15 protein-coding genes, 2 tRNA genes, 2 rRNA genes and 3 pseudogenes (1 of these 22 running past the window's edge) are annotated in these 20294 nt (G+C 59.2%); 13 read left to right on the top strand and 9 right to left on the bottom strand.

From position 1 onward, the window contains the following. Positions 1-23: 23 nt before the first annotated feature. Entirely contained in the window at positions 24-1604 is a 1581-nt protein-coding gene (locus OKW98_RS05520) for an aldehyde dehydrogenase (NADP(+)) (RefSeq protein ID WP_265388281.1), read from the top strand. Positions 1605-1684: 80 nt separating this feature from the next. Here OKW98_RS05520 and OKW98_RS05515 read toward each other — a convergent pair whose 3' ends face one another. After that, complete coding sequence (locus OKW98_RS05515; RefSeq protein ID WP_265388280.1) at positions 1685-2293, bottom strand: flavin reductase family protein; 609 nt, start codon at positions 2291-2293, stop codon at positions 1685-1687. 182 nt (positions 2294-2475) lie between these two features. On the opposite strand from OKW98_RS05515, the gene OKW98_RS05510 reads away from it, so the two are divergent. The 8 genes and pseudogenes from OKW98_RS05510 to OKW98_RS05480 all read left to right on the top strand — a co-directional run bounded on the left by OKW98_RS05510 (position 2476) and on the right by OKW98_RS05480 (position 8999). After that, a complete protein-coding gene (locus OKW98_RS05510) occupies positions 2476-2613 on the top strand; it encodes a hypothetical protein (RefSeq protein WP_265388279.1) in 138 nt (45 codons plus the stop codon). Beyond that, positions 2610-3362 (top strand): zinc ABC transporter ATP-binding protein AztA, encoded by a 753-nt coding sequence (aztA, locus tag OKW98_RS05505; protein ID WP_265388278.1) that lies wholly within the window; start codon positions 2610-2612, stop codon positions 3360-3362. Before OKW98_RS05510 ends, aztA begins: the two co-directional genes overlap by 4 nt. Then, positions 3359-4228 (top strand): metal ABC transporter permease, encoded by an 870-nt coding sequence (locus OKW98_RS05500; protein WP_265388277.1) that lies wholly within the window; start codon positions 3359-3361, stop codon positions 4226-4228. Before aztA ends, OKW98_RS05500 begins: the two co-directional genes overlap by 4 nt. 27 nt (positions 4229-4255) lie before the next feature. Beyond that, entirely contained in the window at positions 4256-5143 is an 888-nt protein-coding gene (locus tag OKW98_RS05495) for a metal ABC transporter substrate-binding protein (RefSeq protein ID WP_265388276.1), read from the top strand. 141 nt (positions 5144-5284) lie between these two features. Then, positions 5285-5935 (top strand): HD domain-containing protein, encoded by a 651-nt coding sequence (locus OKW98_RS05490; RefSeq protein ID WP_265388275.1) that lies wholly within the window; start codon positions 5285-5287, stop codon positions 5933-5935. 141 nt (positions 5936-6076) lie between these two features. After that, positions 6077-6844 (top strand): annotated as a pseudogene (locus OKW98_RS27440) (MCP four helix bundle domain-containing protein); the annotation flags it as partial. A gap of 42 nt (positions 6845-6886) precedes the next feature. Continuing rightward, positions 6887-7750 carry a methyl-accepting chemotaxis protein gene (locus OKW98_RS27435; RefSeq protein ID WP_416148426.1) on the top strand — a complete coding sequence of 288 codons (864 nt, stop codon included), beginning with the start codon at positions 6887-6889 and terminating at the stop codon, positions 7748-7750. A gap of 82 nt (positions 7751-7832) precedes the next feature. Further along, positions 7833-8999, top strand: a complete 1167-nt coding sequence (locus OKW98_RS05480; protein ID WP_265388274.1) for a hypothetical protein — start codon at positions 7833-7835, stop codon at positions 8997-8999. A 127-nt stretch (positions 9000-9126) separates the two neighbouring features. On the opposite strand, the gene can is transcribed toward OKW98_RS05480, so the two are convergent. Next, positions 9127-9768 carry a carbonate dehydratase gene (gene can, locus OKW98_RS05475; RefSeq protein ID WP_265388273.1) on the bottom strand — a complete coding sequence of 214 codons (642 nt, stop codon included), beginning with the start codon at positions 9766-9768 and terminating at the stop codon, positions 9127-9129. Positions 9769-9928: 160 nt separating this feature from the next. On the opposite strand from can, the gene OKW98_RS05470 reads away from it, so the two are divergent. Next, the gene (locus tag OKW98_RS05470; protein ID WP_265388272.1) at positions 9929-10342 is read left to right on the top strand and encodes a serine kinase/phosphatase; all 414 of its coding nucleotides are present in this window, start codon (positions 9929-9931) and stop codon (positions 10340-10342) included. A gap of 56 nt (positions 10343-10398) precedes the next feature. Here the strand turns inward: OKW98_RS05470 and rimI are convergent, their stop codons facing one another. The 3 genes and pseudogenes from rimI to OKW98_RS27430 all read right to left on the bottom strand — a co-directional run. Next, complete coding sequence (rimI, locus tag OKW98_RS05465) at positions 10399-10851, bottom strand: ribosomal protein S18-alanine N-acetyltransferase (RefSeq protein WP_265388271.1); 453 nt, start codon at positions 10849-10851, stop codon at positions 10399-10401. Further along, positions 10844-11446 (bottom strand): annotated as a pseudogene (locus OKW98_RS05460) (energy transducer TonB); the annotation flags it as partial. The pseudogene OKW98_RS05460 and the gene rimI, both read right to left, overlap by 8 nt. An 80-nt stretch (positions 11447-11526) precedes the next feature. Next, a pseudogene (locus tag OKW98_RS27430) lies at positions 11527-11650 on the bottom strand (energy transducer TonB); the annotation flags it as partial. Between the two features lie 144 nt (positions 11651-11794). On the opposite strand from OKW98_RS27430, the gene mksB reads away from it, so the two are divergent. Genes mksB through mksF form a run of 3 tightly spaced genes read left to right on the top strand, consistent with a single transcriptional unit; the run spans position 11795 to position 16600 of the window. Beyond that, complete coding sequence (gene mksB / locus OKW98_RS05455) at positions 11795-13072, top strand: Mks condensin complex protein MksB (protein WP_133772577.1); 1278 nt, start codon at positions 11795-11797, stop codon at positions 13070-13072. Continuing rightward, entirely contained in the window at positions 13062-13769 is a 708-nt protein-coding gene (gene mksE / locus OKW98_RS05450) for an Mks condensin complex protein MksE (protein WP_122536222.1), read from the top strand. Before mksB ends, mksE begins: the two co-directional genes overlap by 11 nt. After that, on the top strand, positions 13766-16600 hold the full coding sequence (gene mksF, locus OKW98_RS05445; protein ID WP_265388269.1) for an Mks condensin complex protein MksF: 2835 nt from the start codon (positions 13766-13768) through the stop codon (positions 16598-16600). Before mksE ends, mksF begins: the two co-directional genes overlap by 4 nt. 152 nt (positions 16601-16752) lie before the next feature. Here mksF and rrf read toward each other — a convergent pair. The 4 genes from rrf to OKW98_RS05425 all read right to left on the bottom strand — a co-directional run. Continuing rightward, positions 16753-16868, bottom strand: a 5S ribosomal RNA gene (gene rrf / locus OKW98_RS05440). Between the two features lie 146 nt (positions 16869-17014). After that, positions 17015-19905: ribosomal RNA gene (locus OKW98_RS05435) — 23S ribosomal RNA — on the bottom strand. A gap of 231 nt (positions 19906-20136) precedes the next feature. Continuing rightward, positions 20137-20212, bottom strand: a tRNA-Ala gene (locus tag OKW98_RS05430). Between the two features lie 34 nt (positions 20213-20246). Next, positions 20247-20294: transfer RNA gene (locus OKW98_RS05425), tRNA-Ile, on the bottom strand (it continues 29 nt past the right edge of the window).

Raw genomic sequence — 20294 nt, 5'->3', positions numbered from 1 at the left:
CCGCCCTCAAGAGGTGTTGAGCTATGCAGATTCTTGGTGAAACGATCATCGGACAACGCGCTGTGCGGGGCCAGGCAGGAGAGGTGTTCGCCCTCGCCGCCGCCACGGGCGAACCCCTTACACCGTCGTTTGGCGCCAGCACGCTGGATGACGTCAACGCGGCGTGCGAACTGGCCGAAGCGTCATTCGACCGTTATCGGCAACTGAGTGACGACCAACGCGCCAGCTTCCTTGAAGCCATCGCCCAAGGTCTTCTGGATCTGGGCGATGTGCTGACCGAGCGTGTCCATGTCGAAAGCGGCCTGCCCAAGCCACGCCTTGAAGGCGAGCGGATGCGCACGGTCAATCAGCTCAAACTGTTTGCCAGCCTGCTGCGTGACGGACGCTGGCACGGTGCCGTGGTCGATACCGCACTCCCGGAGCGCCAGCCCTTGCCCCGCGCAGACCTTCGTCTGCGGCGCATCGGACTCGGCCCGGTGGCGGTGTTCGGTGCGAGCAACTTCCCCCTCGCCTTCTCGGTCGCCGGCGGCGATACCGCTTCTGCGTTGGCGGCCGGTTGCCCGGTCATCGTCAAAGCACACCCGGCTCACCTGGGCACCAGCGAACTGGTGGGGCGCGTGATTCAGAAAGCCGCGCGCGATACCGGCATGCCAGAAGGCGTGTTCTCATTGCTGATCGATAAAGACATTGCTGTCGGCCAGGCGCTGGTCAGTCACCCGTTGATTCAAGCCGTGGGCTTCACTGGCTCCCGTCGTGGCGGTCTGGCGCTGGTGTCGGCCGCTCAGGCGCGTCCGGTGCCGATCCCGGTGTATGCCGAGATGAGCAGCATCAACCCGGTGTTCCTGCTGCCCGCCGCTTTGCTGGCCCGCGCCGAAACTATCGCCAAGGGTTTTGTCGAATCGCTGGTCATGGGCGCGGGGCAGTTCTGCACCAACCCCGGCATTCTGCTGGCACTGGAAAGCGACGCGCTGGAAACCTTCGTGTCGGCATCGGCCAAGGCGCTGTCCGAGAAACTACCGACCACCATGCTGACGCCGAACATCCACGGCGCTTACTGCAACGGTCTGAATAATCTGCACAGCGCGCAAGGCGTGACGCTGGTAGCGGAAGGTCAGGAGGCCGAAGGTTCATTCCAGGCGCGCCCGGCCTTCTTCCGCACCGACTCGGCCACGTTCCTCGCCAATCCCGCGCTGGAGGACGAAAACTTCGGACCAAGCGCACTGCTGATTGTTTGCACCGACGTCGCCGATCTGCAGAGAGTCGCTGCCAGCTTCGATGGGCAACTGACCGTGACGCTGCAGTTCGACGACGGCGACGAGGCGACCGCTCAGTCGCTGCTGCCAATCCTGGAGCGCAAGGCGGGACGGATTCTGTTCAATGACTTCCCGACCGGCGTCGAAGTGAGTTATTCGATGGTTCACGGCGGGCCGTTCCCGGCAACCTCCGACAGCCGCAGTACCTCGGTGGGCGCCACAGCCATTGATCGCTTCCTGCGTCCCGTCTGTTACCAGAACGTGCCGGACTCGCTGCTGCCCCCTGCGTTGAAAGCCAGCAATCCGTTGAAGACCTGGCGCCTGGTCAACGGCGAGTTGTCAAAGGACTGAGCTGCATCCACGTCCGGCCACTGAACCTGCTTCACCGCGCCCTTCCAATCAGGGGCGCGGTCGTAGCAAGCGGGGCATAGTCAGTCAGCCGATCGCTGCAGCACCTTGCCATCCGCCCCATCGCCAATCACCAGAAAATGCCCGCCCGCCACATGGTGAAGGGTGCGCAGCGCGTCATGGCCCTCGAAATGCCAGTGCCCTTCGGAAAACACGCGCTCATCCGCCCACGCTGCGACCACTTCGCCGATGAACAGATCGTGCGCGCTCTGGTTGTGCGGCTCGGGAATCAAACGGCACTCCAGCCAGCCCGCACAGCCTTCCAGTAACGGCGCCTCAACGTGGGAGCCCGCGAAAGTCTCCAGCCCATACGCTTTGAATTTATCCAGGCCCTGCTCTTGGGAGATGTCCAGCCCTGAGGTCGAGCCGACCGTTTCGACGATATCGATCTGGCTGAGGGTCGGCACGTTGATCACGAACGTCCCGGAGCTTTCGAGCAACTGCCGCGTCCACACCGACTTATCCAGCACGACGGTGACTTTCGGCGGTTGGAAGTCCAGCGGCATCGCCCACGCTGCCGCCATGATGTTGCGCTGCCCGTCGTGAGCGGCGCTGATCAAGACGGTCGGGCCGTGGTTGAGCAGGCGATAGCATTTGGCGAGGGGTACGGGACGCCGGTGAGAAGCCGTCATGGAAATCATCCTGGCAAAGAGAAAAGTGATCGAAAACTACAGGGTTTATCGCGCCGGGGAAACGCCACCCTCCCCTGCGAGAGGGAAACTGTCGCCTCCCTGAACTTCGCCCAAATCGCGCTTTGCAGATCAAGCCAAAGGTGATGTAATACTATAACAAATTATTTCAGGCTGCCCTTTCTGTGAAACGCGATTCCCGGCTTTCTCCCTCACTTGCAACGTCGGCGCTGGCTCAATCGGCCGGCAAGCGCGTGTTGATTTCTCTCGCCATGCTGGTCCTGCTGTGGATCGGCGTCGCCTGGGCGGTGGCGATTCCATGAGTGCCGCCATCGACCTCCACGACCTGACACTGACCTACGAACGCCGGCCAGCGGTGCATCACGCGAACGGCCGTTTCGCCGCAGGCAGCCTGACGGCGATCGTCGGCCCCAACGGCGCCGGTAAATCCACGCTGATCAAAGCCATCGCCGGTACGCTCAAACCCGCTGTCGGGCGCGTCGAGCGCAACCAGTTGGCGACGCGGCACATCGGCTATCTGCCGCAAGCTGCCGAGATCGACCGCAGCTTTCCGCTCAGCGTGGCCGACACGGTGATGATGGGGGCATGGCGCAGCATCGGCGCGTTCCGGGGCGCTACACGAAAGCACGCTGAACAGGCCCAGGACGCGCTGGGAGCTGTGGGTCTGGCTGGATTCGAGCAACGCAGCATCAGCTCGTTGTCGTCCGGTCAGTTTCAGCGCGTGCTGTTTGCCCGACTGTTATTGCAGGACGCTTCGGTGATTTTGCTCGACGAGCCGTTTACGGCCATCGACGCACGCACCACGCGGGACTTGCTGCAGTTGATCCGCACCTGGCATGGCCAGGGCCGCACCGTCATTGCGGTGCTGCATGACATCGAGCAAGTGCGTCAGCATTTTCCGAGCACGCTGTTGCTGGCCCGGGAAATCATTGCGTGGGGCGACACCGCCGACATTCTCAACGACGACAACCTGCGCCGCGCCAAGAACATGGCCGAGCACTGGAACCCTGACGCGCAACCGTGCGACGCCGATGCGGAGCAGACGCTGTGACGCTCTATAGCCTGTTGATCCAGCCCTTCGTCGATTTCGGTTTCATGCGCCGCGCCCTGGTGGCGTGCCTGGCGCTGGGCATCGGCTCCGGCCCGGTCGGCGTGCTGCTGATGCTGCGGCGCATGAGTCTGGTGGGCGACGCCATGAGCCACGCGGTATTACCGGGTGCCGCCGTGGGTTTTCTGTTCGCCGGATTGTCGCTCCCGGCGATGGGCTTCGGCGGCCTGATCGCAGGTCTCGCGGTCGCATTGCTGTCGGGGTTGGTGAGCCGTTACACATCACTGCGTGAAGACGCCAGCTTCGCCAGCTTTTACCTGACGTCTCTGGCGGCCGGCGTGCTGATCGTGTCCCTGCACGGCTCCAACGTGGATCTGCTTCACGTGCTGTTCGGCACCATCCTGGCGATCGACGATCAGGCGATTTTCATGGTGGGCGGCATCGCGTCGTTCACCTTGATTCTGCTCGCGCTGATCTACCGTCCGTTGATCCTCGAATGCTTCGACCCGGGTTTCCTGCGCGCGGTGGGCGGTCGCGGGTCTCTGTATCACGTGCTGTTTCTGCTGCTGGTGGTGCTCAATCTGGTGGCGGGGTTTCAAGCGCTGGGCACGCTGATGGCCGTCGGCATGATGATGCTGCCCGCCACGGTCGCGCGGTTCTGGGCGCGCTCGCTCACCGGCATGATCGTGATTTCGACCGTGGTGGCCACGCTCTCGGGCTTCATCGGCCTGATCGTCTCCTACCACGCCAGCGTCGCCTCCGGCCCGGCCATCGTGCTCACCGCCAGCGCCTTTTACGGGTTCTCACTGTTCTTTGGACGCAGCGGTTTTGTACGCCGGCTGTTCCCGAGGGTTCATCTGTCCGGCTGATCGTCCTCTTACCGCAAGGAAACCACCATGAAACGTTTCACGCTTCTGACCGCCGCGCTGGCGTTGTCGGGCCTGGCCAACTTCGCCCAGGCAAAAACCCTGGAAACCGTCGCCTCGTTCACCGTCATCGCCGACATGGTGCACAACGTCGGCGGCGATCACGTACACGTGACCTCGCTCATCGGGCCCAACGGCGACCCTCACGTCTACGAGCCCACCCCCAATGACGCCCAGGCACTGAAAAAAGCCGACGTAGTATTTGTCAGCGGCTTGCATCTGGAGGGCTGGCTGGATCGGCTGATTACCGCCTCCGGCTACAAAGGCCGGCCCGTCGTGCTGTCTGACGGGATCATGACCCGCAGCATGGAAGAAGACGGCAAGAAGATCACTGACCCGCACGCCTGGAACAGTGCGGTGAACGGCGTCGTTTACGTCAGAAATATCATCAAGGCCCTGCAGAAAGCTGACCCGGACAATGCCGCCGATTACAAAGCCAACGGTGAGAAATACATCGCCCAACTGCAGGACATGGACGCTTATGCCCGTGCGCAGATCGGTACCATCCCGGTCGCACAGCGCAAGGTGCTGACGTCCCACGACGCCTTCGGCTATTTCGGTGATGCCTATGGCGTGACCTTTCTCTCGCCGCTGGGCTTTTCCACAGAAACCGAAGCCTCTGCGGCTGACGTCGGCAAGCTGATCAATCAGATCAAGCAGGAGCACGTTAGCGCCTACTTCTTCGAGAACTCTGGCGACCCGCGCCTGGTGCAACAGATCGCCAAAGCCAGCGGCGCGCACCCGGGCGGCGAGCTGTACGTGGAAGCGCTGTCACCCGCAGACGGCCCGGCGGCGACCTATGTGACGATGTTTCGCTACAACGTGGACAAGCTGGCAGCGGCCATGAAAGGCCAGTGACGTAACGTCGCGACGGCTCACTGATCTCTGCTGCGCGCCGTGCGTGGCAGGGATCAGCGACCCGGCTCAGCGAACCGGCAGCGCTGGCGCGGGTCAATCTGTATGCTGGCGCACCGTCCGCCGACATCGACAGGATGATCCATGACCACCCTCTCCTTCGCGCCATTTCAGTCCCTCGCCGACCTGCTGATTCCCCACACCGTGGCGGAGAGGCTCGACGGCTCCCATGACGTTTCGCACCTGCACCGGGTCTGGAGCAACGTCTGCGCCATTCGTGACACGGAGGGCGGTGATCATCAAATCCTGCTCGCCGCCACCCTGCTCCACGACTGCGTTTCAGTGGAAAAGAACTCGCCCTTTCGCTCAAGCGCCTCGCGTCTGGCCGCGGCAAAAGCGACCGAGCTGCTCGCAGAAATGGGCTGGGACGAAGAGCGCACCCAGGCCGTCGCCCATGCCATCGAATCCCACAGCTACTCGGCCAACATCGCAACCACCACGCTGGAAGCAAAAATCCTGCAGGACGCCGACCGTCTCGACGCCCTCGGCATGGTCGGCGTGGCGCGGCTGTTCTACGTGTCCGGGCGCATGGGCAGCCAACTCTACGACCCCGCCGACCCGCAGGCGCAACAGCGTGATCTGGACGACAAACGCTTCGCCGTCGATCACTTCAAAACCAAGATCTTCACCCTGGCGCAGGGATTTCAAACGGCCAAGGGGCAGCATATGGCGCAGGTCAGGCATGCACGGGCGGAGCGGTTTCTGCGGGAGTTTATGGAGGAGATTGGTGCGTAAAATGTCCAGGTTCACGCTGATCCCTTTCAGCAAATAGGGTAATCGCAACAATTCCGAAACATTTACAGCAATGTCACAAAGACATCATGGAACCCCTCTATAACCATCTCTCCGGTGTGTTCGTCGATGGGATGATTGGCAGTGAAAAGGTTATTGCGTCGTGTAGTCCGTCCTTCTTCCAGGCCCGCTTTCCTGCGTCGCTTCAGGATTACTCAGCGGTTGGTGCTGTGCTTCGGCGTGACCGCACTGTTGCTGGTAGCGCTCGGTGTTTTTTGTCTGTTGCAGATGCAGAGCATCCGCGATCAGGGCGAAGCGGTTGAGAGTGGGTCGCTGCCCAGCATTGCCATGGCCGACGCGATCGCCATCGACCTGATCAAGTTGCGCGGCGAGAGCGCCAGGCTGATCGCCAATGCCGACGACCCCGGTGCTGTGGTGACCAGCAAGATCAACGTCGAGCAACTGAAGAACGAAGTCGAAAAAGGCTTCGTCGACTATCTCGCCCACGCCACCGACAGCACCGAGCGGGATTCCATCAAGGCCCTTCAAGATGCCTATGGCGCTTTTATGCCGGCGCTGCAAGACGAAATCACCCTGATCGAACAACGCAAGCTCGACGACGCGCGCATGCTGCTCAACACCACGCTGAGCCTGCAGGGTGATTTGATGGACATGCAGGTGCAGTTGCTGCGCGAGCTGAACAAGCAAAGTGCGGCGGGTACCGTCGACGCTGCCGGCGCGCGGTTCCAGCAGACCCGAATCATCGCCGTCAGCGCCATCGTGGCGGCGCTGGTGCTCACGTTGTTGCTCGCGTGGCGACTGAGCCTGAGCATCATTCGCCCCCTGCGTCAGTCGCTGCACATTGCCAGCACCATTGCTCAAGGAGATCTAAGCCCGCAGCCGATTCCGGAGGGTAAGGACGAAACGGCTCAACTGCTGAAGACCCTGGGCGTGATGCGCGCCAATCTGCACGGCACGATCGATCAGATCTACGCCGCCGCCGGCCAGTTGAGCCAGTCTGTCCAGGAAATGGGCGCGATTGCCGAAGCCAGCGCCAAGAACCTGCAACTGCAGAACGATGAGATCGAGCAGGCCGCGGTGGCGGTGAACCAGATGAGTCAGGCGGCCGTGGAAGTCGCCGATAACGCCAGCAGCACGTCGAGCGAATCGAAGGCGTCCAACGAAGCGGCCGCCGAGGGACGTCTGCGCCTGACCGGCACCATTGACTCGATCAAGGAGTTGACCGACAACGTTCTTGATTCCTCTCACCAGGCCGACGGTCTCGCCGAGCGCACGCTGAGCATCAGCAAGATTCTCGAAGTCATTCGCGCGATTGCCAACCAGACCAACCTGCTTGCACTGAATGCCGCCATCGAAGCCGCACGGGCGGGCGAAGCGGGCCGCGGATTCGCCGTGGTCGCCGATGAAGTACGCTCCCTCGCCCAACGCACCAGCGCGTCGACCACCGAGATCGAAACGCTGATTAACGATGTACAGAAAAGCACTCAGGAGACCGCGCAAACGCTACGCGTCACCGCTGCCCAGGCCAATCTGACCCTGGAGCAGGCCGCTGCCACCGGTCACGCACTGACCGTCATCATCAGCGCAACCTCGACCATCAGCGACCGGAACATGCTGATCGCCAGCGCCGCCGAACAACAGGCTCAAGTGGCTAATGAAGTTGATCGTAACCTGAGCAGCATTCGCGATCTGTCGTCGCAATCGGCGTCCGGCGCTGAGCAAACCACAGTAGCGAGCAACGCGCTGTCGATGCTGGCAACTGACCTGAACACGATGGTTCAGCGATTCGTGTTGTAAGCCATTCCCAGTCATGTCCAAGTGTTTCATTATCGAAACACCACCCACGCAGAGGGGTGACTACGCCAACAAGGACATGAGCATGAAAAAAACAGCTGCATTGAGCATCGCCCTCACCGCATTGACGCTGAGCCTCACCGCTCAGGCTGACGTCAACGTCAAACTGGGGAGCAAGGAGCGCGTCACACACCTGTTTGCCTACCCGAACAACTGCAATGTCATCTGTTTCCGAAACTGGACGCTGGAACAGACCGTCGAGCACTACCTCACGCAAAGCGTGCAGCGTGACGGCTACGCGGCTGCCAAGGTTGCGGTGCACAACGACAACGACGTTATCTACGCCGACATTACCGGCGTGCCGGACGGCTACGACAAACCCCTTTCAGCGCTGCTCGACGCTGGCGACCTGGCCTATGCCGGCGCGAACAAACTCAACGCCGATAACAAATTTGCCTACAACTGGTATCTGTTTCTGCCATTGGGCATGGCGCTGGAAAACCGCAAGAGCGTCGAGTTGCTGCATTTCCCGCCGGACTATTCACTGACGCAGGCTCAGGACTATCTTTTCTCGGCCACTACCGACCGCTGGTCCGAGCTGCTCACGGATAACGGCATCCCCAAGGAGCAGACGCCTGCTTATCAGACCATCATCGACATCGCGCCCATTGCTGCGCCGTCCAACGCCGGCAAGGACCTCGAAAACGTCTACAGCTACTTCACCGATTACCAGACCAACATGGTCAAGCAGCTGACGCAAAGTGCGGCGGGCACATCGCTGCCGATGGTCGCGTTCGGTGCGCCGGTACGCGCCTGGCTCAAGCAGCAATACAACGTGACGGTTCCGGTGTTGGGCCTGGCGAGCATCAGCCCGACCACCGGCCAAAGCGTCGCCGTGCTGGGCTCCAATCACCCGAGCTATATCTGGAATGCGGCGGACAAAAGCAATTACGGCGGGGACGAAGCGAAGGCGGATGAAGCCGGTTTGAAAGTCATGGGCCAGGACCTGAGCGCGGCGTGCTGGCAAGCCGGCATGGGCCAGAAACCGACCACCGATCCGGCGGCGCTGTTGAACCAGTGCACGACCAACTGGCAGGTGACCAACAAAGTTGAAACCTGCAAACTGTTCTTCACCACAGTCCGCAAGTTGACGCCGGATCAGGCGGCAGCGAAATGCCGCACGGGCGAGGTGTCGCGGCAGATCAAACTGCTGCAAAAGCCGCTGCCGGAGATGAAGCAGACCAAGCTGTAAAGCCTCGGCCTGTGTAGGAGCGCGCTTGCCCGCGAACGCGTTTTGCCAGACACCACTGTGATATCTGGAAGAATGCATTCGCGGGCAAGCGCGCTCCTACAATTTGATGGACGCTTGCCCTACCCGATCACTCCCCCTGCGGACGCAACCGATACTGCGGCGGCAACTGCTCCGGGCCGCTGATGGTCGCGTTCAGACTCTTCCAGCGCCCATCCTTGATGCCATAGATGCAACCATGGACAGACAACTTCTGCCCACGGTGCCAGGCGTTCTGCACGATGCTGGTGTGGCCGACGTTGGCGACCTGCTGAATCACGTTCAGCTCGCACAACCTGTCGACTTGTTCTTCTTCCGTCGGCAGCTGGGCCAGCAGCTCACGGTTTTCGTAGTACAGGTCGCGAATGGTGCGCAGCCAGCCATCGATCAAACCAAACTGGCGATCCTGCATCGACGCGCGCACGCCGCCGCAACCATAGTGGCCGGTAACGAGGATGTGTTTTACCTTGAGCACGTCGACGGCGTACTGAATCACCGACAGGCAATTAAGGTCAGTGTGCAGCACGACGTTGGCCACGTTGCGGTGCACGAACAGATCCCCCGGCAGCATGCCGACGATCTCATTGGCGGGGACACGGGCGTCCGAACAACCGATCCATAGGAATTCCGGCGTCTGCTGGCGCGCCAGCTTGGCAAAGAACTCGGGGTCTTCTTCCTTGATAGCGGCAGCCCAACGTTCGTTGTTGTCGATCAAGTCTTGTAGTTCGTTCATGCGTTGATGCCTCGGAAATGGTGCTCAGCTATGACTGGGGCTCGGCGCTTCAGGTCACGCGGGCGATCGTCCGATCGGCGATGACCGATCAGGAAGCGGATGGAATCTTCGCCATGTCGTCCGGTCCACCCATTAAGACCGACACTATTGAGGATTTGCCATGAACGATTCACGCCGTCCATTCGATGCCACTCAACCCGAGCCCATCGATGACAACGAAGACCGCATGGGATCGATGGAAGAGCTCAACTTCAACGACAACAATGAGCCGAGCGGGCGCATTGGCGACGTCATTCCTGAGGATGAACTTGAAACGTTGATCCCTGATGAACGCGTACGTGAAGCAGGGCTGACCGGTGCATCCACCGCAGATCACAACCCGACGGACGACGACATGAGCCCTGAAACATTGATCCGTGAAGATGGCGCACGCTCGCCCCGTGAAGCCGGCGAAGATGGCCCGGCTGACCAGGCTCTGAGCGTCGTCGATGAAGATGACATCGGTGCTGGCGCTGGTCTGGATGAAGAAGAAATGGCCATTCTTGATCCGCTGGACGGCAAGCCTGGCGTCTGATCAGCGGCTTGAGTGTTGTGGGAGCGAACCAGGTTCGCCCCACAGTGGCCCCTGGATCATTCGAACAGCGTGCAGGCCATGACGATCGCATCCTCACGCCCGCCCACTGCCGGGTAATAATCCCGACGTCGGCCTATTTCGTTGAAACCATAGCGCTCATATAAACGGTAGGCCGACCGATTGCTGTCTCGCAGTTCGAGAAAACACTCCCGGCCATTGATCTCGTAGGCACGCTTCATCAACTGTTCCAGCAGCACCAGCCCCAAGCCACGGCCCTGACTCTCCGGTTTAACGGTGATGTTGAGCAAGTGCGCTTCATCGATGATCACGTTGATCACCCCGTGCCCCACTTGCTGACTGCCTTCGAACATAAGCCAGACTTCGTATGACTTCAGCGCATCGAGGTAAATGCCTCGCGTCCAGGGATGACTGAATGCGGCGTACTCAATCTTCAGGACGGCATCCAGGTCAGCTTCGGTCATGCGGCGAAACGTTACTGCGTCATTCATCTACGGTCTTCCAACGGCCCATCAACTGACGCATGGAGCGCCACACTTCGGCCTTTCGCTGCGGCTCGTCCATCAACAGTTCCAGACCCGGCAGCGCCCAGGCTAACCCCAGGCCATCAACCTGAAGTTCAAGATTGTAGGATTCGGCGTCCGTTTCAGCCGCAAAACGCAGCGCCGGGAGTCCGATCAGCCACAGGCAGGTGCAGGGTTGTTCTTCGACGCGTGCGTACAGAAAACCCTGGACGAAATCCCGTGCCGCTTCGGGCCCTTGATCCATTTTCCCGCGCACCAGCAGCGGCCAGCGCACGGGCTCGCCGATGATCTGCGGGCTGTCCGGCAGGCCAGCGGCACGCAGCATGTCTTTGAGCAACAGATAGGAAGGGTCGCGGCTCTGAAACGGCTCGCCGGTCACCAGTTCCACCAGCAGCAGGCAACTCCCGGCGCGCAGCAGTTGCAGGGCAAACCGCGGCGGCGGCGCGACAGGCGCTTTCACCACGGCCGGTGCAGCCTCGTCTTGCTGCACAGGCTTTGGCTTGGGCGCGCTGGATGGACGAGGTATATCGATCTTCGGCCGCTCGACTATACGCGCAGCGGGCGTCGGCGCGACGGCGGGCGAATCGCGCTCCGGCGCGTGAGGGGTATCCGCCTGAATAACCGGCGCGGGCGCATCTACAATCTGCGGCATCGGCGCAAGCAACTCGGGACGCGACGGCGCGGCAAAAGGCAATTCAGTGCGCGGCAGCCAGCTGACCACCTGCATGGCGGTCAGATAAGCGCGACGACGAGGCTCGTTGAGCAAAGGTCAGCTACCTGTGGATAAAGTCAGGCGAAAGATTCTACAGGCCTTCACCGTTTCCCGCCGCTGTTGATCGACTGAGGGTGAAAAACGAGCCCGGCGATGCAGTACAATCGCCGCTTTTATTTGCCAGTCAGCGACCATCCGATGATCGAACCTAAGCGCGTCCTGCGCGCCCTTGCCGAACACTGGGCGCTTCTCGAGCCACTCTGCGAGCACTTCGACCAGGGCACTTTGAGCCTGAGCGAACTGCGATTGCAACTGGCGGCCCAGCAACTGGAGAGCACGCCCCAGGACATCACCACTCTGCTGGACGTCTGGATTCGGCTCGACATACTGGTCCCGGTGGCGAAAAGCCCGAACCGTTTCGAGCTGAACGCGCAGATCCACGATTTCCTGTCGTACCTGCGTCGCGAGCATCGTCTGGGGCTGTGCCTTGAAATCGAAGCGTACCTTCGCCACCTCGAACGGCTGGCCGGCTACATACAGGAAGCCTTTGACGCCCGCGACGCCAATGACCTCGCTCGGCAGCTGCGCTTGCTGGACATGCGCGTGCGGGATGTACTGAAAAAGCTCGCCAACGACGAGCAGGCGCTGGTGGCCGTGGCCGAACGCGCCAAGACCAGTGACCGGCAGATTCCCCTGCGTCAGCGATACGCGGAAGTGCTGGCGACCTGGGATGAATACGTCGAGCCGATGATCCAGCTGGTGAACGCCGATGGCGCCTTCGAACAGGGCGTGCGCAAGGTAGAGAACGTGCTGCTGCGCATGCTGACGGACCAGCAGCGTCTCGGCCACCTCGTTGACGACGACATGCTCCTGCGCACCCACGCGCGCATCCTTGAAATGCAGACCAGCGCGCAGCTGACCTTGCGTCATGCGCGCGAGTTGCTGCTGCCGCTGCGTGAAGAAGCGCGTCGCCACAACGCCGTGACTCGTGGCGCTGCCCTGGCGCTGTCGGCGATTCGTCGACGGGGCCTCGATGCCGTGCCGCAAGCGGCGATGCCGATGTTCACCCGTCCGCAGAGCACATTCCTAGGCAGTGCCAATCAGGTTGAAGCGTATGTCTATGCGCTGGCGCGCTTCGAGCCGAAACCGGCGCGCTTTCCCAAGGCCAATGTCACCCGCAAGGGCGAGCCGCCGCGCGCACCGCGTACGGTCAGGGAAATGGTCGAGCGCTGCGAAGACGCCCTGCCGATGCCAGATCTGATGGTCTGGCTGCTGGAGCAAGAGCCCACCGGCGCGACCGACGAATTGCTGTACTGGTTTTCGCGCCTGTCGCGGGACAAACGCTTCAAGCGCGAGCGCCTTGAGCGCCGCGAATACCTGACCCAGGAGCACCGCGTCAGCCTGCGCTCCTTCGCCCTGCTCTCGAGCAAAGACGCCACCCCAGAGAATTCCGAGGGCACCGCCCATGCATCTTGATCTATCCGAAATGACCCAGCTGGCGCCGATCTTCCGCGAGCTGTTCAAGGGCTACCACGTCAGCCGCCGCGACCCCGAGCTGTACGCACAGCTTTCCAATCTTCAGGATCAGTACCGCGGTCTGTTCAAAGCGTTGGGGTTCGAACTGGTCTGCGACACCCGTGGTTTCTACTACTTCGTGCCTGATCTGGCGGCCGCGCAGGTCAACAAGACCGCGCAACGTCTGGCCCTGTTCACATTCATCCTCGTCGAGCACCTGGCCGACCAGGGCCGCGACCCGGTCGCCGTGCTCGACGGCGGCAGCCTGGGCCGTGACGAGCTGCCCTCGCTGTTGGAAAAGTACCGCGATCTGTTCCTGCAGGCTGAAGTCCAGACCCAGGAAGAGCTCGAAGAAAAAATCATGCGCCGCATGACCCAGCTGGGATTCGCCGCCGAAGAAGTCGGCATCTACCGCTTCCTGCCGCCGATGCATCGCTTCCTCGACGTCTGCCTCTCGGTACAGCAAGACCGTGATCTGGCGGCCAGCCTGCACAGCGCCCTGCCGTTGCCGGCCCCGGTACTGATTGACGAAGACAGCGATGAGCGACTGCTGGAAACGGACGACCCGCTGGACCTCACCGAATTCGATGAATCAGCAGAAACCGAAGAGCAAGCGCTAGCCCGGGCGATCGCTGAAGAACAGGAGCATGACGCATGAGCCAGGAACGCTACGGAATACGCCGCTTCGCGCTGCTGAACACCGCCGGTTACAGCCTTGGGTTGTTTCCCTTGGAGCATCCGCTGTCGGTCTACGGCGCGAACAACCTGGGCAAGAGTGCGTCGATCAACGCTTTGCAGTTCCCGATTCTGGCGCGCATGTCGGACATGAGCTTCGGCAAATACAGCCTTGATCAATCGCGCCGCTTCTATTTCGCTTCCGACACCAGCTACATCCTCGTCGAAGTATCCCTGCCCCACGGTCCTCATGTGATCGGCGTGGTCGGTCGAGGCCCGGGCGGCGGTTTCGGTCACCAGTTTTTCGCGTACGCCGGCAAGCTGGACCTGGCTCATTACCAGAAGAACGACACCTGCCTGCGCCAGAAGGAGCTGTTTGCCAATCTGGAAAGCCAGGGCCTGAAAGCTTATGAGCTGAAGCCCGATGAACTGCGTCGTTTGCTGGTCGGTGGCCATACGTCGATCCCCCTGGACCTGACGCTGATTCCCTTGCGCTCGACCAGTGAACAGAGCCTGAAGACCTTCCGCGCACTCTTCATCAACTTGCTGCACATGCGCGAGATCACCGCGGCCAAATTGAAGCAGCTGTTTCTCGACGCCTTTGAGCACAGCCTGCGCTCCGGCAGCGTCGATTACATAGCGGCGTGCGAAGAAGCGTTCCGCGACGTACGAAGGATGGAGCAGGACTACAACGCTCTGGTCCTCGCCGGCCCATTGGTCGAAGCGTTGGCCAATGGCGTCAGACAGCGCGACATCCTGCGCGGCAAGCTGCATCGGCTCTCGCCATTGCTCGACTCGTTGCTGGGCACATGGCAGGACTACTCCAATGCGCGCAAAGAAGAGCTGGTCATTCAGAGCGAGCACTACCGTAACGAGCAAGATTCGCTGCAGAACGATCAGCGTGGCGGCACTCAAGAGCTGATGCGACTGGAGCGTGAGATCAGCAACATCCAGCGCTGGATTGGCGAACTGGCAGTACTGAAGAACCGGTTTGCGCTGGTCAACGACGTTAAAGTTCTTGAACAACAGTTACTGGCTGCAAAAGACGCCCACGATGAACTGGCCGGTGCTCTCGCACAGTCGCGCCAATTCAGCGCCGAGGATCTGGATGAGCGCCTGCGTGATCTGGAAAAACGTCTGAAGTCAGTGAAGCAACAGCTCGATCATGCGGACAACAATAGCTATGCCCGCCTGCGCGAAGAATTCTCGCAGCCTGATGTAGAGCGTCTGATGCGCTTGTTTAACAGCGCGCTGTTCAGCTTGCCGTTGGGCGACCAAGGTATCGCGCTGGATGATGGCGATGCGTGGGTCAAATCCCTCGAAGCGATTCTCGATGGGTTCAAGGGCGAACGTTTCGAAGTCCCCGGCCTGACTGTCAATCTGTCGAACATCGAGCCCCCTGCGCTGCAAGCGCTGGCCGATCGCGCCGCGCTGCGCGATCAGAAAGAGCGCCTGGAGAAGGAGCTCAAGCAACTGAAGACTCAACAAGCCGTAGCAGCGGACCGTGCGGCGAGTAAAACCCAGACTGAAGCACTGTACCAGCAGGTGCTGGATGCGCAGAAAGCGCTCGAAGACTTCCGTCGCGCTCAGACATTGAGCGCCGAAGAGGGCGAGAAGCTTGAGCAGTTGGCCCAGATGGAAGCGGCCCAGGATGAGCTAAAACGCTCCAGTGATGCATTCACCGAGCGCGTTCAACAGCTGTCAGCCAAGCTGCAGCTGGTCGGTCGTCAGATCGGCGATCTTGAATCCAAGCAACGCACGCTGGATGACGCACTGCGTCGTCGCCAATTGCTCCCGACCGATCTACCCTTTGGTACGCCGTTCATGGAGCCGGTTGATGACTCGCTGGAAAACTTGCTGCCGCTGCTCAATGATTATCAGGACAGCTCGCAGGGCCTCTTGCGCTGCGATGGTCAGATCGAAGCGCTGTACGCGCAGGTTCGCTTGAAAGGCGTGGCGAAGTTCGACAGCGAAGACGACATGGAGCGGCGTCTGCAATTGCTGATCAACGCTTACGCTCATCGCACGGATGAAGCGCTTACCTTGGGCAAGGCACGCCGTGCTGCTGTGACCGACATCGCTCGAACGCTGCGTAACATCCGCAGCGACTACGACAGCCTTGAGCATCAACTGGCGTTATTTAACCGTGAGATCAACCGCCGGCAGGTTTCCAACCTGGAGAGCTTCCGCATTGTGCTCGCGCCGAACAAGGAAGCGCTCAAGCACATCGACCAGATCATCCACAGCGCCGGTCAGTACGAAGAAGGCGAGACACTGTCGGTGTTTGATCTGAGCCAGAGCGCCGAGCAAGACAACAAGAACGAGGATGCCAAGGAGTATCTGGCCCGCCTGGTTGCGGCTAACCACAACCAGCTCGGCTTGAAGGACTTGTTCGAACTCGCGTTCGAGATCACCAAGGTCAACAGCCAGCCGGTTATCCACACCGACATCGATGGGGCGGCGTCCAACGGGACGACCATGACCATCAAGGCCCTGACCAACATGTATCTCTTGCTGCACCTGATGGATCGCGAGCAGGCCGGACGGATTCGTCTGCCCTACTACCTCGACGAAGCCGCTGACATCGATGAAAGGAATCAGGCCGCGCTGCTGGAAACAAGCTTGCAGCTGGGCTTTGTACCGATTCTGGCGAGCGTCAAGCCACAAGTGTCGGCACATGTGGCTATTGACCTGGAAGGCGGCAGTGGGCCTGCCGGGATCTATATCGACGAGGCGGACTGGAAGTACATTCAACGTCGTGACGAGGCTACTCCGGTGAACGTAGCCCAAGCAGTTGAAACCCTTAGCGAGTAATTAAACCACTTGAAAGCAAAAAGCCCTGCAGCGATGCAGGGCTTTTTTGTGTGCGCTGATTCGCGGCGATTGGTGGTTGGCGAGGCCGAGAACTTTTTTGCGCGCAAAAACAAAACCCCATCTGCTTTCGCAAATGGGGTTTCGGAATTTAATCTTGACGATGACCTACTCTCACATGGGGAAACCCCACACTACCATCGGCGATGCATCGTTTCACTGCTGAGTTCGGGATGGGATCAGGTGGTTCCAACGCTCTATGGTCGTCAAGAAATTCGGGTGCTGACTCGTTCTCTCGAACGCTTCAGCAAATCGGGTATGTGATCAAGGTACAGCCTGTGTGTTCGCAAACTTTCGTCTTCATGCGTCTTCACACACCGCAACCTGCCATCTTTCTGCAGATTGCTTGGGTGTTATATGGTCAAGCCTCACGGGCAATTAGTATTGGTTAGCTCAACGCCTCACAGCGCTTACACACCCAACCTATCAACGTCGTAGTCTTCGACGGCCCTTCAGGGAACTCAAGGTTCCAGTGAGATCTCATCTTGAGGCAAGTTTCCCGCTTAGATGCTTTCAGCGGTTATCTTTTCCGAACATAGCTACCCGGCAATGCCACTGGCGTGACAACCGGAACACCAGAGGTTCGTCCACTCCGGTCCTCTCGTACTAGGAGCAGCCCCTCTCAAATCTCAAACGTCCACGGCAGATAGGGACCGAACTGTCTCACGACGTTCTAAACCCAGCTCGCGTACCACTTTAAATGGCGAACAGCCATACCCTTGGGACCGGCTTCAGCCCCAGGATGTGATGAGCCGACATCGAGGTGCCAAACACCGCCGTCGATATGAACTCTTGGGCGGTATCAGCCTGTTATCCCCGGAGTACCTTTTATCCGTTGAGCGATGGCCCTTCCATACAGAACCACCGGATCACTAAGACCTACTTTCGTACCTGCTCGACGTGTCTGTCTCGCAGTCAAGCGCGCTTTTGCCTTTATACTCTACGACCGATTTCCGACCGGTCTGAGCGCACCTTCGTACTCCTCCGTTACTCTTTAGGAGGAGACCGCCCCAGTCAAACTACCCACCATACACTGTCCTCGATCCGGATAACGGACCTGAGTTAGAACCTCAAAGTTGCCAGGGTGGTATTTCAAGGTTGGCTCCACGCAGACTGGCGTCCACGCTTCAAAGCCTCCCACCTATCCTACACAAGCAAATTCAAAGTCCAGTGCAAAGCTATAGTAAAGGTTCACGGGGTCTTTCCGTCTAGCCGCGGATACACTGCATCTTCACAGCGATTTCAATTTCACTGAGTCTCGGGTGGAGACAGCGCCGCCATCGTTACGCCATTCGTGCAGGTCGGAACTTACCCGACAAGGAATTTCGCTACCTTAGGACCGTTATAGTTACGGCCGCCGTTTACCGGGGCTTCGATCAAGAGCTTCGCGTTAGCTAACCCCATCAATTAACCTTCCGGCACCGGGCAGGCGTCACACCCTATACGTCCACTTTCGTGTTTGCAGAGTGCTGTGTTTTTAATAAACAGTCGCAGCGGCCTGGTATCTTCGACCGGCATGAGCTTACGGAGCAAGTCCTTCACCCTCACCGGCGCACCTTCTCCCGAAGTTACGGTGCCATTTTGCCTAGTTCCTTCACCCGAGTTCTCTCAAGCGCCTTGGTATTCTCTACCCAACCACCTGTGTCGGTTTGGGGTACGGTTCCTGGTTACCTGAAGCTTAGAAGCTTTTCTTGGAAGCATGGCATCAACCACTTCGTGTTCTAAAGAACACTCGTCATCAGCTCTCGGCCTTAAGATCCCGGATTTACCTAAGATCTCAGCCTACCACCTTAAACCTGGACAACCAACGCCAGGCTGGCCTAGCCTTCTCCGTCCCTCCATCGCAATAACCAGAAGTACAGGAATATTAACCTGTTTTCCATCGACTACGCTTTTCAGCCTCGCCTTAGGGACCGACTAACCCTGCGTCGATTAACGTTGCGCAGGAAACCTTGGTCTTTCGGCGTGGGTGTTTTTCACACCCATTGTCGTTACTCATGTCAGCATTCGCACTTCTGATACCTCCAGCAAGCTTCTCAACTCACCTTCACAGGCTTACAGAACGCTCCTCTACCGCATCACTTGCGTGATACCCGTAGCTTCGGTGCATGGTTTGAGCCCCGTTACATCTTCCGCGCAGGCCGACTCGACTAGTGAGCTATTACGCTTTCTTTAAAGGGTGGCTGCTTCTAAGCCAACCTCCTAGCTGTCTAAGCCTTCCCACATCGTTTCCCACTTAACCATGACTTTGGGACCTTAGCTGACGGTCTGGGTTGTTTCCCTTTTCACGACGGACGTTAGCACCCGCCGTGTGTCTCCCATGCTCGGCACTTGTAGGTATTCGGAGTTTGCATCGGTTTGGTAAGTCGGGATGACCCCCTAGCCGAAACAGTGCTCTACCCCCTACAGTGATACATGAGGCGCTACCTAAATAGCTTTCGAGGAGAACCAGCTATCTCCGAGCTTGATTAGCCTTTCACTCCGATCCACAGGTCATCCGCTAACTTTTCAACGGTAGTCGGTTCGGTCCTCCAGTTAGTGTTACCCAACCTTCAACCTGCCCATGGATAGATCGCCCGGTTTCGGGTCTATTCCCAGCGACTAGACGCCCTATTAAGACTCGCTTTCGCTACGCCTCCCCTATTCGGTTAAGCTCGCCACTGAAAATAAGTCGCTGACCCATTATACAAAAGGTACGCAGTCACCCAACAAAGTGGGCTCCCACTGCTTGTACGCATACGGTTTCAGGATCTATTTCACTCCGCTCTCCGCGGTTCTTTTCGCCTTTCCCTCACGGTACTGGTTCACTATCGGTCAGTCAGTAGTATTTAGCCTTGGAGGATGGTCCCCCCATGTTCAGACAAGGTTTCTCGTGCCCCGTCCTACTCGATTTCATTGACAAGAGATTTTCGCGTACAGGGCTATCACCCACTATGGCCGCACTTTCCAGAGCGTTCCGCTAATCTCAAATCAACTTAAGGGCTGGTCCCCGTTCGCTCGCCACTACTAAGGGAATCTCGGTTGATTTCTTTTCCTCAGGGTACTTAGATGTTTCAGTTCCCCTGGTTCGCTCCATACACCTATGTATTCAGTGTAAGGTAACGGTCTTATGACCGCTGGGTTCCCCCATTCAGATATCTCCGGATCACAGTCTGTTTGCCGACTCCCCGAAGCTTTTCGCAGGCTACCACGTCTTTCATCGCCTCTGACTGCCAAGGCATCCACCGTATGCGCTTCTTCACTTGACCATATAACCCCAAGCAATCTGGTTATACTGTGAAGACGACATTCGCCGAAAGTTTGCATTTCACAAACTTTACCTTAGCCTGGACACACACCAGTGAAAGAGGTGCCCAGTCTATATTTCAATCACATACCCAAATTTTTAAAGAACGATCTAATCAAAGACTAGAAATCAACATTCACCGTGCCAGCACGGAATGCTCATTTCTAAACTCTAACAACGAAACAGCGGTAAGTGGTGGAGCCAAACGGGATCGAACCGTTGACCTCCTGCGTGCAAGGCAGGCGCTCTCCCAGCTGAGCTATGGCCCCGTAGGTGTTCTACAGGCGTTTCCCACACAAAAATTGGTGGGTCTGGGCAGATTCGAACTGCCGACCTCACCCTTATCAGGGG

Origin of the sequence: Pseudomonas sp. KU26590 (assembly GCF_026153515.1) — a bacterium.
In the GTDB taxonomy this organism is placed as follows: Bacteria; Pseudomonadota; Gammaproteobacteria; order Pseudomonadales; family Pseudomonadaceae; genus Aquipseudomonas.
The sequence above is the reverse complement of the archived record's forward strand: the minus strand, read 5'-3'. Positions and strand labels throughout refer to the sequence as shown.

Excerpts from the sequence above, each read along its gene's own strand:
- OKW98_RS27435 (WP_416148426.1), top strand. The coding sequence starts at position 6,887 with ATGCGCGCCAATCTGCACGGCACGATCGATCAGATCTACGCCGCCGCC.
- OKW98_RS05515 (WP_265388280.1), bottom strand. The coding sequence starts at position 2,293 with ATGACGGCTTCTCACCGGCGTCCCGTACCCCTCGCCAAATGCTATCGC.
- mksB (WP_133772577.1), top strand. The coding sequence starts at position 11,795 with ATGATCGAACCTAAGCGCGTCCTGCGCGCCCTTGCCGAACACTGGGCG.
- OKW98_RS05495 (WP_265388276.1), top strand. The coding sequence starts at position 4,256 with ATGAAACGTTTCACGCTTCTGACCGCCGCGCTGGCGTTGTCGGGCCTG.
- OKW98_RS05480 (WP_265388274.1), top strand. The coding sequence starts at position 7,833 with ATGAAAAAAACAGCTGCATTGAGCATCGCCCTCACCGCATTGACGCTG.
- rimI (WP_265388271.1), bottom strand. The coding sequence starts at position 10,851 with ATGAATGACGCAGTAACGTTTCGCCGCATGACCGAAGCTGACCTGGAT.
- OKW98_RS05470 (WP_265388272.1), top strand. The coding sequence starts at position 9,929 with ATGAACGATTCACGCCGTCCATTCGATGCCACTCAACCCGAGCCCATC.
- OKW98_RS05490 (WP_265388275.1), top strand. The coding sequence starts at position 5,285 with ATGACCACCCTCTCCTTCGCGCCATTTCAGTCCCTCGCCGACCTGCTG.
- mksF (WP_265388269.1), top strand. The coding sequence starts at position 13,766 with ATGAGCCAGGAACGCTACGGAATACGCCGCTTCGCGCTGCTGAACACC.
- mksE (WP_122536222.1), top strand. The coding sequence starts at position 13,062 with ATGCATCTTGATCTATCCGAAATGACCCAGCTGGCGCCGATCTTCCGC.
- OKW98_RS05520 (WP_265388281.1), top strand. The coding sequence starts at position 24 with ATGCAGATTCTTGGTGAAACGATCATCGGACAACGCGCTGTGCGGGGC.
- aztA (WP_265388278.1), top strand. The coding sequence starts at position 2,610 with ATGAGTGCCGCCATCGACCTCCACGACCTGACACTGACCTACGAACGC.
- can (WP_265388273.1), bottom strand. The coding sequence starts at position 9,768 with ATGAACGAACTACAAGACTTGATCGACAACAACGAACGTTGGGCTGCC.